13 protein-coding genes are annotated in these 12,796 nt (G+C 47.6%); 8 read left to right on the top strand and 5 right to left on the bottom strand.

All coding sequences use genetic code 11. From position 1 onward, the window contains the following. Positions 1–92: 92 nt before the first annotated feature. The 4 genes from ACXAD6_RS16015 to ACXAD6_RS16000 all read left to right on the top strand — a co-directional run bounded on the left by ACXAD6_RS16015 (position 93) and on the right by ACXAD6_RS16000 (position 3,654). Positions 93–1,418, top strand: coding sequence for an FAD-dependent oxidoreductase (locus ACXAD6_RS16015; RefSeq protein ID WP_474969742.1), 1,326 nt, complete (start codon positions 93–95; stop codon positions 1,416–1,418). Positions 1,419–1,420: 2 nt separating this feature from the next. Continuing rightward, positions 1,421–2,509 (top strand): class I SAM-dependent methyltransferase, encoded by a 1,089-nt coding sequence (locus tag ACXAD6_RS16010; RefSeq protein WP_474969741.1) that lies wholly within the window; start codon positions 1,421–1,423, stop codon positions 2,507–2,509. 102 nt (positions 2,510–2,611) lie between these two features. Then, entirely contained in the window at positions 2,612–3,034 is a 423-nt protein-coding gene (gene fabZ / locus ACXAD6_RS16005; RefSeq protein ID WP_027954748.1) for a 3-hydroxyacyl-ACP dehydratase FabZ, read from the top strand. Between the two features lie 368 nt (positions 3,035–3,402). Further along, positions 3,403–3,654, top strand: a complete 252-nt coding sequence (locus ACXAD6_RS16000; RefSeq protein WP_474969740.1) for a hypothetical protein — start codon at positions 3,403–3,405, stop codon at positions 3,652–3,654. A gap of 35 nt (positions 3,655–3,689) precedes the next feature. Here the strand turns inward: ACXAD6_RS16000 and ACXAD6_RS15995 are convergent, their stop codons facing one another. After that, positions 3,690–3,869, bottom strand: a complete 180-nt coding sequence (locus ACXAD6_RS15995; RefSeq protein ID WP_474969739.1) for a YjfB family protein — start codon at positions 3,867–3,869, stop codon at positions 3,690–3,692. 203 nt (positions 3,870–4,072) lie between these two features. On the opposite strand from ACXAD6_RS15995, the gene ACXAD6_RS15990 reads away from it, so the two are divergent. From ACXAD6_RS15990 to ACXAD6_RS15980, 3 genes are all read left to right on the top strand, one after another. Further along, entirely contained in the window at positions 4,073–4,693 is a 621-nt protein-coding gene (locus ACXAD6_RS15990) for a hypothetical protein (RefSeq protein ID WP_474969738.1), read from the top strand. 526 nt (positions 4,694–5,219) lie between these two features. Then, the gene (locus tag ACXAD6_RS15985) at positions 5,220–6,515 is read left to right on the top strand and encodes an efflux RND transporter periplasmic adaptor subunit (RefSeq protein ID WP_474969737.1); all 1,296 of its coding nucleotides are present in this window, start codon (positions 5,220–5,222) and stop codon (positions 6,513–6,515) included. Beyond that, on the top strand, positions 6,502–9,579 hold the full coding sequence (locus ACXAD6_RS15980; RefSeq protein WP_474969736.1) for an efflux RND transporter permease subunit: 3,078 nt from the start codon (positions 6,502–6,504) through the stop codon (positions 9,577–9,579). The genes ACXAD6_RS15985 and ACXAD6_RS15980 overlap by 14 nt, the downstream gene beginning before the upstream one ends. Positions 9,580–9,860: 281 nt before the next feature. On the opposite strand, the gene ACXAD6_RS15975 is transcribed toward ACXAD6_RS15980, so the two are convergent. After that, a complete protein-coding gene (locus ACXAD6_RS15975) occupies positions 9,861–10,232 on the bottom strand; it encodes a PilZ domain-containing protein (RefSeq protein WP_474969735.1) in 372 nt (123 codons plus the stop codon). Between the two features lie 90 nt (positions 10,233–10,322). Next, the gene (locus ACXAD6_RS15970; protein WP_474969734.1) at positions 10,323–11,045 is read right to left on the bottom strand and encodes a CBS domain-containing protein; all 723 of its coding nucleotides are present in this window, start codon (positions 11,043–11,045) and stop codon (positions 10,323–10,325) included. Between the two features lie 240 nt (positions 11,046–11,285). Between ACXAD6_RS15970 and ACXAD6_RS15965 the strand changes: the two genes are divergently transcribed. Beyond that, entirely contained in the window at positions 11,286–11,615 is a 330-nt protein-coding gene (locus tag ACXAD6_RS15965; RefSeq protein ID WP_474969733.1) for a helix-turn-helix domain-containing protein, read from the top strand. 44 nt (positions 11,616–11,659) lie between these two features. Here ACXAD6_RS15965 and ACXAD6_RS15960 read toward each other — a convergent pair whose 3' ends face one another. Next, positions 11,660–12,424 carry a sugar phosphate isomerase/epimerase family protein gene (locus ACXAD6_RS15960; protein ID WP_474969732.1) on the bottom strand — a complete coding sequence of 255 codons (765 nt, stop codon included), beginning with the start codon at positions 12,422–12,424 and terminating at the stop codon, positions 11,660–11,662. Between the two features lie 155 nt (positions 12,425–12,579). After that, positions 12,580–12,723 carry a hypothetical protein gene (locus ACXAD6_RS15955; RefSeq protein ID WP_474969731.1) on the bottom strand — a complete coding sequence of 48 codons (144 nt, stop codon included), beginning with the start codon at positions 12,721–12,723 and terminating at the stop codon, positions 12,580–12,582. Positions 12,724–12,796: the final 73 nt, after the last annotated feature.

Here is a 12,796-nt window from a genome sequence, read left to right as displayed (position 1 = left end):
TCTGGAATATCGTTGTCGTTTGAAAGGTTTTCAAGTTCCGAATTAGGGAAAGAAAACCATACGGACATGAATCACAACGGGGAGGGTGACAGGTGAAAGCAGAAGTGTTTATCGCAGGTGGCGGTGTCGGCGGACTGGCTCTTGCTGCCAAGCTCGCTTCAAGAGGTGTACACGTCGTTATCGCAGAACAATTAAAAAAAGAATCTCCTGCTTATAAAGGAGAACTTCTGCAGCCAAAGACGCTGGCGATACTGGAACGCCTCGGGGTGCTCGATGAAATAGAGGCGAACGGCCATGCTTTGGATGAACTTCGATTCCAGGAAGTCCACCGCCGGGAAGGGCAGCCTCCGGAAGAAATCAATATGACTGAGCTGAGTTACAGTCGTGTGGCAACGACCTATGACCATTCCTTGATGGTCCCTCACGAAAAGACGAAGGAGATTCTCCGCAATAAGGGAATGGAATATGAAGAGTATTTTCATTATCTTCCGGGCGCACGCTTCTTAGGGTTTGAGAATGGGATGGCTAAAGTCAAACAGAAGAAGGAAATCCTCTACATCCAAGCCGGTGTGTACATAGGAGCTGAAGGCAGGAGCTCTCCTACACGGGATGCGATGAACGTGGAAGTGAACCGGAAAGACTATAACCATCACTTTCTTACAGTCACCATCCCCCGGCCGGAAAGCTTCACAAAAGGGAAAATCATCACGACCTCCAGCTGTTTCCTCGGCTTATTCCCACTTCCTGACCGCGAAGTCAGAACAGTGTTCCTGATTAAGGCGGGAGACTACAAAAAAATAAAAGAGCTGGGGCTTGAACATCTGTACAAAGCTTACAGTGAACTGGAGCCTGAACTTGCTGAAGGTGTCAGGGCCATTAAAGACTGGAAGACGGTCCAATTGATGATCCCTTTTACGTATCACGTGGACAAATACTACTCAGGCAACCTGGCGATCTTAGGTGATGCCGCTCACACGGTTCATCCGATGGCAGGAGAAGGAATGAACCTGGCTGTTCAGGACGCCGATGTGCTTGGTGAACTTTTGGCGTGGTGCTGGGAGGAAGGAAAATCCTACGCGGATCATCTGCATTATTACGAAGAGGTTCGAAAGCCGAGAGTCGAATTCCTGTTGAACCTCAGTCATATGTCCGCCCTCGTTTATTCATTTAGATATGAGTGGTGGAGGCGTTTCCGCATGAAGGCCGTCCAGCGGATTTTCGATGATGACCCTCTTCATGTCAAGCAAATGCTGAATATATCAGGATTGGGGAAATGGGATTTCACTTTCATTGACCGGGGCATCCAGGGAAATGTCCTGCCCGTGAGAAAGAAGAAAGTATCGGATCAGGAACAGCAGCGCTTCTTGTTTTCTGAAGCTGAGGATTATCCTTGGAAAAGACCAAAGAAAGGGAGATGACAATGAATGAGTGGGTCACAGCTATGCAGGCAAGAAAATGGATGAAGAATAATGAATCCTTTTTACCGGGCTGGCATGCGTATGTTGGAGCGGAGCTCGGGTTGTTCGATGAGTTCAGGACGGCAAGGACGGTGGAAGCGATCAGCGAGAAAACCGGCTATCCTTATGACCTGCTCTCATCCTGGGTGAAAGTCGGTGTCGCCGTCAAACATTTAAAAAAACGGCCCAACAACCGATTCAGGACTTCCAAACGGAAGTGTGGTGCTCTTATGGGAGATGATGCTTCTCCAGGTGTCAAAGCCCTGCTGAAAGAAATGATGGAGCTGCATATCCCGACGATGCTCAGGTATCCCGATATCATCAAATCTCAGGAGCGGGCGGAATTCGATCATGAACGTCACGGAGGAGTAGTGGCTGAGACTTCAGCCCTTCTTGAACATTTTGCGATTAAGAAAATCAAGAAGATGATCCGTGAAAAACAGGTCCATTCCATTGTCGACTTAGGCTGCGGCCATGGAGGATATTTGAGGAAGCTGGCTGCTGAATTTCCGGATGTGCAGATGATTGGTGTCGATATTAACCAGAAGGTCATTGATAAAGCCCGGGAAATGTCCGGGGATTATTCGAATGTCACCTTTCAAGTCGGAGACATCAATAGCTGGACTCCGGAGGATGAACACGTGGATGTGATTCTCCTCCACAATATTTTTCATTACATTCATCCGGATGACCGGCCGCCGCTGTTGGACCACCTTTACTCGTACGTGCGCGCCGAGGGGCTGATATCGGTCATTACGCCGATCAATGAAACAGAGCATGGAGAAGCCTTTTCCTCCGCATTCAACAGTTTCTTTGTGGCTCACTCCAACCTTTTCGCCCTTCCGACGAAAAAAGAACTGCAGGAAGTATCGCAGACATGTAAATTTGATCTATTCGACCTGAGTCCAATCGTTAAAGAAGGCTCGTGGTATACGTTCTGGCTGAGCCCGGCGAGCCCGGTAGAGGAAATCCACCAGACCGGATATTCAGGCGAATCGTCACGATCCCTGAAATCAAACGCCCGCAGCGCCGAATTGACCAGAAGTTCATAACCACCTTTTCAATGACAGAATCGTACAATTTCCGAAAAAATTTTGTTCCAGAGAGCTCCTGCCCTTATAATTAGAAAAGAACGCAGGAAAGGAGCTTTTAACATGTTGGACATTAACCAAATTAAAGAAATCATTCCCCACCGCTATCCCTTTCTTCTTATCGATCAAGTAGAAGAGCTTGTGGAGGGGGAGCGCGCGGTAGGCTATAAAAACGTAACGATGAACGAACCCTTCTTTCAAGGGCACTTTCCGGATTACCCGGTGATGCCGGGTGTTCTGATCACTGAAGCCCTGGCCCAGATGGGGGCAGTGGCGATGTTGAAGAAAGAAGAAAACCAGGGAAAACTGGCCTTTTTCACAGGTATTGACAAGTGCCGTTTCAAACGCCAGGTCAAACCAGGGGACCGTTTGAAGCTTGAAGTGGAAATTGTCCGCCTGAAAGGCCCTGTAGGTAAAGGGAAAGCGAAAGCCACCGTCGATGGTGAGCTTGCCTGCGAAGCGGAAATTATGTTCGCTTTAAAATAACTGATGAAAGACCCGTCTGAATGCGGGTCTTTTTTTATGGAAAAAGCTCTGTTAAAGCCTGTTGTTGATATTTTAAACGATTACTAAATCGTCTCCGTCTGGAATTAGGGGTCCGGTCCGTTGTTTACTCAGAGCATGGGATGGCAGGGAAAACCGTCCGCTTTCCGCGGCTCACGGTACCCCACGGAAAGGGAGTCATTCCCAAGGCCGCCTTCTACAAATCCCATGACAGAAAGGAGTGATAGGAGCTCACATGTTAAACAACAACACCAAGCAATAACAGAGCCATGGAAAAAAAGCAGGGAGGATGGATGGATCTCCACCCGCTGGACATACTAACACTCAAGATGAGAAAAGGAGGAAATGAAATGAAATCCTTATTACTTAAGCTTATGACAGCTCTATTTGCCATCACATTACTCGGCGCTTGCGCTTCTGAAGAGGAGCCCGCAGAAGAGGAAAACGACACAGAAGAAAACATGCAGGAAGAAGAAAACATGGAAGAAGAAGAGAATATGGACGAAGAAGAAAATATGGATGAAGAAATGAAAGAGGAAGAGAAGGAGCAGGAAGACATGACAGACGAAAATGCTCCTGAAGATGAAGAAAATAACGAATAACCGAAAGCAGGGAGAGTTCTCTCCCTGCTTGAACTTTATCCTCTTAAATCTACACGATTACCAAGATCAGGGTGGGAAACCGACTGGTTCAGCATTTCCACCATCTGACTCCCTTTTGCCTCGGACTCATCTTTCACTTTGTCCATTAATGCAAGGTTGGTCTGCTGTTTGAGCTGCGTCTGACCAAGGACCATCGATAAAGCGGCAGTATCCATAATATCCCTCCTTTCGTATTACCATCGGCGCCTCCGGAGCAAAATGAAGAGAAAACAGGAGGAAGCCGTCTATCAATCTTTGAAAACCTTTGGAAAAAGCATGCGTGTTATGTAAAATGGAAGTATAAACGTTCATACAGACTTTACAAATACGTGTTTCCACGTTTGGGTTGTGTGGAATAAGCGAATTGAGGTGATTAATGATGAAGTATAGAACGGCGAACGACTTAAAAGACCTGCTGTTGGAAGACTATGAAAAAGTAGTGAACAACATCCCGCTCGAAAAACTGGATGTTTATGTTTACCTGCAAACCGTCTTCCATGATACTTATGTGCCGGACGACACCTTGTACCAATTCATCTTCCGTCATTTCTTCCGGCTCGATAATCCAAGCTTAACGAAGGAATTCGAGATTTTCTATTTTAAACTGATGGAAGAACAAAGGGGATATGAACGGCCGAATATCGTCCAGATCACCAGGGATTTATATGAAGTGAAGAATCATAAGGGAAACCCTACGATGCAGTTTCCTCTGGCGGCTTCCATGCTTCATACCATCAATCCAGGCTTTCCTTCCTATGACAGTGATATTGTGAAAGCCTTTGATTTCTCCTCTACTTATCACCTGTCCGGATTTGAGAAGAAAATGAAGCGGTATATCGGACAGTATCAGCATACATTCAAAACGTATGAAGAGCTGATCCAGGATGAAGCCCTTGAACCGATGTTCAATCATTTCGATGAACGGTTCCCTGAATACGACCTGCCCAAGATTAAAAAATTGGATCTTATGGTTGCCCAGCTCGGCAACCTGCTTCAATGAAAAAAAGAACCTCCTGAAAAGGAAGGTTTCCGGCTGTCGAGAACAATCTCGGCAGCCTTTTTTTGATTTCTCTAAGGGAGAGGATGGAGCAGTTCCGACCGGTGTCTGCTGGAAAAAAGAACCCTTTTTTTGAAGTCACCCCGGGGATGTCACGAGGAGTTTCCGATGGTGACGCCTGAGGCAGGCATTCACCGGTAAGCGGAACGTGGCCATTCCCAGCACTTATGGATGACCCCGGTGTATCACAAAGTCCCCTCTAATAGTGCTTGGGCCTTTCACAATATTGTCATTTTCGCTAAAACACTACAAGTTGCAATACATTTCACACTTTAGTAACATAATTCATAATTGTGACTATTTGGTCACTCCCACAAAAACAGTGGGATTTTGTCGTATGTTTGCGGAAGGTATTAGGGAAAATATAGATAGGAAAATGATGGGACCTCGGAGTCTTACTACGGAAGGGAAGTCTTTAATGAAACGGTTGTTGTTACTACTTATACTACTTTTCTTTGTAACCGCTTGTATGCAGGAGGAAAGCTCGGAAGAGACAGAAGAACGGGTGACTCCGGTGAAGGTGGATGGTGTTCAAAACGAGGATTTCGTTATTGAACGAAAAATTACAGGACGCGCGGCCTCGCCTGATTCCTCCCCGGTGATGCCCGAGACGCCAGGGGAAGTGGCCACTTTGAATATCGCTAAAGGGGACCGTGTAGAAAAAGGGGAGACGATAGCCGTCGTCCGCCCCGGTGGGAATGTGGGGGATCAGGTAGAACTACAGGAGATTGCTGTCCGACAGGCAGAAAAACAGCTTGAGAATGCCAGGATTTCTGAAGAGCAGGCGCAGCTTGGCGTTGAGAACGCAAAAGACCAGGTGGAATTGGCAGAACAGGCCTCTCAGTCGGAAGCCGGTCAGACTGCTCAAGCGGCAGAGGCGGCAGGTCAGCAGTATGAGCAGGCGCAGCAGATTGCCGATGAAACGAAAAAACTGGTGGATGAAGGCACCATTCCAGAAGCTCTCTACAGTCAGGCGCAGAGTAGAGCTGATCAAGCCCAGGCTCAGTATCAGCAGCTTCAAGGACAGAAGTCCCAGTCTTCTTCAGCCGTCGCTCAGGCGGAAGCTCAAGTCGATCAGGCGCAGCAGCAGCTCGATCAGGCAGAGGTGGCTGTCGATCAGGCGGAACTTCAAGTAGAACAGGCGAATGTGCAGCTGAACCAGGCGGAAGAACAGGCAGCGAATGAGGCGATTACAGCTCCTGTGACAGGTGAAGTCGCAAGTCTGAGTGCAGAAGAAGGGGACACGGTGACAAATCAGCAGCCCTTTGCAACAATCGTTCGTTTGAACCCGATGACTATTTCCGCTTCCATCACTCCTGAACAGCTGGATCTTTTTGAAAAGGGACAGGAGCTCCAAGTCGATCTCCCTGCTTTGGAAAAAGAAGCAGCGGCAGTTATCGATTACATCTCTTCTGTTCCCGACGATACCGGCCTTTATCCAGTTGAAGCGACGGTCGACAATGCCGGAGAGGAAATCAAGCCGGGGATGATGGCCTCCTTCCTGCTCCCCGAAAATGTCGTTGAGGACACGTTGATTATTCCTACGGACGGTCTTGTTGAACAAAATGATGAGACATTCGTATATAAAGTCGAGGAAGAGAAGGCTGTCCGTGTGGATGTGGAAGTGATCGAATCACAGAGTGACTTCTCTGCCGTTTCTGGTGATCTTACGGCAGAGGATGAGGTTATTACTACAGGACAGCTGACCCTCTCAGATGGTGCACAGGTGACCATCATGAAGGAGGATTCTGATGAAGCTCGTTAATCTGTCCGTCAAAAGACCTGTGGGTGTCATTATGATTGTGGCCGCCATCTTAGGCCTTGGATTCGTTTCATTAAGAAGTTTAACCATTGACTTATATCCTGAAATTGAGCTTCCGATTGCGGTCGTATCCACTTCATACGAGGGAGCGGCCCCCCAGGAGGTGGAGAAGCTGGTCAGCCGGCCGGTGGAATCGTCTGTCAGCAGTATTGAAGGATTGGAGGTGCTTCAGTCTCAATCACAGGCTGGAGCGTCTCTTGTCCTTCTTCAGTTTAATACAGGAGTCAATCTGGACAGCACGCTTTTACAGGTAAGAGAAAATGTGGATCAAATCACCGGGGTCCTTCCGGAAGGAGCCTCGGATCCAAGTGTGCTGCGATTTGATCCACAGCAGCTTCCTATTATGACCATCGGCCTTTCGGGAGATACCCCGGATGAATTACAGCAGGCAGCGGAAAACCGGATTGTCCCGTTTCTGGAAAGGCAGGAAGGGGTTGCTTCCGTCAGTATTGAAGGCGGTCAGATGAGTGAAATCCAGGTGCTTGTCGACCGTGCGCAGATGGCCCAGTATGGACTCGATTCACAAACGGTCATCCAGGCGCTCAATGCCTCCAACCAGTCCGCCTCTGCAGGAACGATCGAAAAAGGACAGAAGGACCTCCAGATCAGGGTGGACGGGGAGTTCAGCTCGATTGACGACGTGAAGAATACGAGAATTCAATCACAGACAGGTGCCCAGGTTACCCTTGATCAAATCGCAGATGTCAGTGAAACACTGACGAACTCTGATACGGTGAGTAAAGTAAACGGAGATTCATCGGTCGTTCTTTCTATTTTGAAAAAGTCGGAAGCCAACACAGTGGAAACAGCGGACAATGTCAGGGAAGCCCTTGATGAAGTGCAGGGAGACCTTCCAGAAGAAGTCGGCACGAATATCGTTCTGGATACATCGGAGTTTATTAAAATATCCATTAACAGTGTCGTTTTAAACATCATTCTCGGAGGAATCTTCTCCGTGCTCGTCCTGCTGCTATTTTTGAAAAGTATCCGGGCGACGCTTGTCATTGGTCTGTCCATTCCGATCGCCATCATTTCGACCTTCACATTAATGTACTTCACAGGAGAGACACTGAACGTGCTGACGATGGGAGGACTGGCTCTTGGGATCGGTATGATGGTGGACAGTTCCATTGTTATTTTGGAGAATATCGTCAGCTACCGTCAGCGGGGATACTCAATGGTGGAAGCAGCTAAACAGGGAGCTTCAGAGCTTGCTCCTGCTGTTGTTGCTTCGGCTACGACAACACTTGTTGTCTTTCTGCCGATCATTTTTGTAGAAGGGATTGCCTCGGAACTCTTTACTCCGCTTGCGCTGACAATCATGTTTGCTTTGATTGCCTCGCTGGCTGTATCGGTCACGTTAATTCCGATGCTGTCGTCGAAGCTGTTAACAAAGTCCTTGAAAGAAAGCGGACGACGGTATTGGTTCGATCGATTCCTCGATAAAGTGAACAATGGGTACCGATCGATGCTGCGCTGGGTATTGAAGTTCCGGAAAACGACGATAGCAATTACAGGAGCTCTAATCGTCGGAAGTGCTGCTCTGGTGCCTCTGATCGGCACGGAATTCATCCCTCCGTCTGACCAGGGTCAGGTGGAAATAAGGGTCAACATGCCGGCAGGGACCTCGCTGGATGAAACAGAGTCCGTGACCGCTCAGGTGGACGAGCAGCTGGATACTTTTGAAAATCTCGTGGATGTTCGTTACCTGTCTATCGGAGGAGGTAATATGGGCGGCTTCGGAGCAAGCACCTCTGACTTTGCTTCCTACACCATTCAACTGGTCGAACCTGATCAACGGGAGAAAACGACCCAGACGGTGATGAAGGAAATGGACGAAGCCGTGTCTGATATTCCGGGAGCTGAAATCGAAGTCAGTGAACTGGATGCAGGACTGGGGACAGGAGCACCTCTTCAAGTACAGTTGAACGGTCCTGAATATGAAGTGCTTGATGAACTCGGCGGTCAGGTCGCCTACTTGATGAATGAAGTGGATGGTGTTCAGAACGCCGCTTCTTCGACCGATGAAGGACGCCCGCAGATGAATATTACCGTCAATGAAGCGAAAGCGTCTCAATATGGGCTGACCGAGCAGCAGGTGATCAGCCAGGTGCAGCTTGGATTCAATGGACAAGTCGCTACCCGGTACCGGGATGGTACGGATGAAAAAGACGTACGCTTCCTGCTTCCGGAGGAGGAGCGGCAGACGATTGCGGACTTAGAGGGCATGTCGGTTCAAACACCGAACGGAGCTCTGGTTCCACTTGCGACGATTGCCGAGTTGGAGCAGGTCCAGGGGCCGGTCTCACTGTTGAGAGAAAATCAGCAGCCTCAGGTGAACGTTGAAGCGGAAATCTCAGACATTGATCTGGGAACAGCGACCGAGGAGGTCCGGGCGGAATTGGATGCCTTGAATTTCCCGGATGGATACTCCTACACGATTGGCGGCCAGGCGCAGGATATGCAGGAAGCTTTCGGTGATTTATCCCTGGCCCTGCTATTCTCTGTGTTTCTCGTTTATGCGGTCATGGCTGTGCAGTTTGAGAACTTCCTTTTCCCATTCATCATCATGTTCTCTCTCCCTGCTACCATTATCGGGATCAGCGGTGGATTGTTCATGACAGGACTTCCATTCAGTCTGCCGGCCTTTGTCGGTATAATCATGCTGGCAGGGATTGTCGTGAACAACGCCATTGTTCTAGTGGATTATATAAATATACTCCGCAGGAAATCCTATGACAGGTATGAAGCCATTCTGGAGGCTGGACCAAGCCGCCTGCGTCCAATTCTAATGACGACGCTGACAACGGTTCTAGGCATGGTCCCTCTGGCCATAGGTATCGGACGTGGAGCTGAAGCCCAGCAGCCACTGGCCGTCACGATTATATTCGGACTTACCGTCTCCAGTTTCTTCACATTGGTCTTGATTCCGGTTGTCTATACGTATTTTGATGACCTGTCTGCAAAAATCACAGGATTCTTCCGAAAACGATCGGCGAAAGAATAAATGAAAAAGGGTCTTCTCTACGCAGGGAAGACCCTTTTTCATTGTATGATAACAGCCTGAATTGAAGTGATAAGAATAGGACGGGCACGTACAGAGTAGCGGCAGCGTTGGACTCCCGTAGTAGAAGGGACGAAGCGGGAGTCTGAAGGTCCTGACGGTTCCACCAGAGGAAAGCGGGCCGTTTTCCCCCATCCCTGCTGCCGCGTGTGCGCAGCCCACCGGATCTTTCCTGGATTTTTGAAAGGGGTGATGGAAAAAGGCGCATATAAAAAGCCTCCTTGTTAAGGAGACTTTGATTCTATTTGAGTCTTTTGATGTTCTGCCAGGGAATCTCCAAGCTTTTGAATGGTATTCTTCAAACGGTCCGGGTAATCAAAGACATGTAAACCACACGTTGTTTTCTCTTCATTGGTTTTCAGCCAGATGATCCGGCCTTCAAAGGTGAAGGTTTCCCCGTCCATCATAAACGAAATAATCACTTCATCTCTCATCGACAAATGAGGCTGCGGGGAGGAGGTAAAGCGCATGCCGTTCAGGCTGATGTCATTGACCTCAAGCGGCCCGGACACCTGTGGGCTGAATTTCTTGTTATAAAAACCAGGGAGAGGTGATTGGAATGGATATCTGAAAGGTTCTTGTCTTCTTTCGTGCAACGTCGGCCACCTCTTTCTTATATGGTCAGTTAAGTCCATCATATACTCCTGAATACATGGATTCAATCTTTAATCAGTTAAAATTCCGAATTACGAAATATCCTGTTCCCGCCTATCGACTTTAATCAAATCCCACGTGGTAACGATTCCCATAGGAAGGTCATCCGGTTGTCCTGTTTTCGTAAGAATGACCGCTTTCAGTTTCTTATCTTCATTCAGACTCTTCTCAAACCTTTCCTCTAAGTCGAATACTGAGGCGGTCGTGGAAAGAAATTGAACATTGGCATGTTTCTCATAGCCAAGAACATCGGCGGCCTGTGCGTGAAGGGCGGGAGGGTCTCCATGTTCAGCTGTCTGTGCAAGGAAACGGACAATGCCGTCATTAGTCAGGAGTCCGGCAAAGCGATGGCTGTCATCATAGATGGGGAACTGGGAAATCCCGTGCTTGCTGAATGCCTCCATAATATGAAGCAGATCCGTGCTCATCTTAAAGAACAGGACAGGACGCGTAGCGAAGGTCAGAGCTTCAGGTGGCTGCTCAAGAACCTTTTTAATGCTCTTCAAATGATGGACGACATCTTCATGCGGCGTGGCGATATAATAATCACCGCTGATCCGTTCATGGACAATGGCGTTTCTTAATTTGGCATATTGTTTAAGCTGGTCAAAATGAACACGGACGACACTGTGCTTCAGTTTGGAATGCTGAAGCAGCTCTACGAAATTGTCGTTTTTAGGATATCCGTTCAGTTCCTTCAGGTGCTGGTGGATTTGATTGAAGGTTATTTCAAACTCTTCTACAATATCATGCATGCAAATCACCTTTTTTTTGATTTGTTTATAGTATTTCTGTTTTTGATGGTATCAATTCCTGATCTGATGAAGAACAAAAAATTAAAGAATTTTTTGTCGAAGCCGATAATAATAGGTAGAATAAAAAACGGGGGAATGCGGCTTACTACTTTCGACACGTTTCAAGGTAAAAACGTGCTTTAAATAGAACGAAAACCGTAAGTATGCTATACTCGTAGTACATAGAAAGAAGGTGAAAATATGATCGGTGAACGCATACAGAAAATACGTAAAGACCGACATATGTCGCTGTCAGAACTGGCGGATAGAGCAGGGGTCGCAAAGTCTTATTTGAGCTCGATCGAGCGGAACATCCAGACGAATCCTTCGATACAATTCCTGACAAAAATTTCTCAGGAACTTGATGTTTCCATTAATTTTCTCCTTCACGGCGAATCAGAGCCGATGGATGAAACACTGGATCAGGACTGGATGACACTTGTCCAGGAAGCCATGAATTCAGGGGTATCCAAAGAGCAGTTCCGTGAATTTTTAGAATTTAACAAATGGAGAATTCATCAGAATAAATAAGAACCTGACTGGATGCGCTCAGTCAGGTTTTTTTCTGGGAACACTCAGTTTGTTAGTAAAGATGGGAATTTATTTTTGACGTAGGACATGCTGATTTCAAGGCTTTCCATCGGGGTCCGGCGGCTTTCGTCCTGCTCCACCACCCACCATTTCACACCGTTTTTCTCCCCGAGGGTGAAAATGGTATCCAGATCGACGCCTCCTGTACCCAGTTCCGCAAAAAACTGCTCCTCATCCAGTGTCATATCCTTTAAGTGGATGAGCGGTGTACGCCCCTGGTAACGGTCGATCCAGGCCGCAGGATCCCCACCAGCCTTTTGAATCCAGTAGATATCAAATTCCGCCTGTACGTCCTCTTCACCGGTTTCCTGAAAGATTTTTTCCAAAGGAACGGCTCCATCAGGAAGCGGAGTCAATTCAAAGTCGTGATTATGGTAGCACAATGTCAGGCCGTGATCACGGCAGACAGCGCCGATGTTTTTCAAATCCTCAATCAGAACCTCGTAATCCCCGGGCTCCCTGTCCTCGATATAAGGACACACGATGTAAGGACTTCCGATGATTTTATGGTTTTCAATCACCTGGGTCAAATTTCCCCTCAGTTCCTCAAGTGGAACGTGACTGGAAGCTGCTTTCAGTCCCAGCTCGTCCAGAAGTGCGCTTACTTTCTCAGGGGAAAGTCCACCGAAACCGGCAAACTCAACGCCTTGGAATCCTAAATCTGCTACTTTCCTTAACGTTCCTTCAAAATCCTTCTCTGTTTCGTTCCTTAATGTATAAAGCTGGACAGCGAATGGTATGGTGGTCATGATTTCATTCCCCTTTCTTTTTATATAGACACTTTTGCGTTTTACACTCCAAAATCCTTCCAAAAATGAAAAAACGATAAGCCAAAGGAAAAAAAGTAAACCGAATCTCCGTTGAATGACGATGAATCGGCGTTCGTCATCGTTGAAAAAATCCCCTATACTACAACCAACAGAAAGGAGTGATCCAGGTGACGACGGTTGAACATACTTTGAAAACCCTGAATGGATTCCGTTCCCTTTGCTGGAGCTGCAAGCAGGAACTGTTGGAAGAGGAAGTGGTCTTCAAGCAGGACGTTCACGTTTCTATACCCTTATGTTTCGATTGTTATAACATGGAGGTCGATGATTTCGGGGAGTGACACATTCCAGTGA

Source organism: Halobacillus sp. ABH2_015 (assembly GCF_056158945.1).
This window is presented reverse-complemented; position numbering and strand designations above follow the sequence as displayed.

Excerpts from the sequence above, each read along its gene's own strand:
- ACXAD6_RS15970 (WP_474969734.1), bottom strand. The coding sequence starts at position 11,045 with ATGCATGATATTGTAGAAGAGTTTGAAATAACCTTCAATCAAATCCAC.
- ACXAD6_RS15990 (WP_474969738.1), top strand. The coding sequence starts at position 4,073 with ATGAAGTATAGAACGGCGAACGACTTAAAAGACCTGCTGTTGGAAGAC.
- ACXAD6_RS15995 (WP_474969739.1), bottom strand. The coding sequence starts at position 3,869 with ATGGATACTGCCGCTTTATCGATGGTCCTTGGTCAGACGCAGCTCAAA.
- ACXAD6_RS16000 (WP_474969740.1), top strand. The coding sequence starts at position 3,403 with ATGAAATCCTTATTACTTAAGCTTATGACAGCTCTATTTGCCATCACA.
- ACXAD6_RS16010 (WP_474969741.1), top strand. The coding sequence starts at position 1,421 with ATGAATGAGTGGGTCACAGCTATGCAGGCAAGAAAATGGATGAAGAAT.
- ACXAD6_RS15965 (WP_474969733.1), top strand. The coding sequence starts at position 11,286 with ATGATCGGTGAACGCATACAGAAAATACGTAAAGACCGACATATGTCG.
- ACXAD6_RS15985 (WP_474969737.1), top strand. The coding sequence starts at position 5,220 with ATGCAGGAGGAAAGCTCGGAAGAGACAGAAGAACGGGTGACTCCGGTG.
- ACXAD6_RS15960 (WP_474969732.1), bottom strand. The coding sequence starts at position 12,424 with ATGACCACCATACCATTCGCTGTCCAGCTTTATACATTAAGGAACGAA.
- ACXAD6_RS15980 (WP_474969736.1), top strand. The coding sequence starts at position 6,502 with ATGAAGCTCGTTAATCTGTCCGTCAAAAGACCTGTGGGTGTCATTATG.
- fabZ (WP_027954748.1), top strand. The coding sequence starts at position 2,612 with ATGTTGGACATTAACCAAATTAAAGAAATCATTCCCCACCGCTATCCC.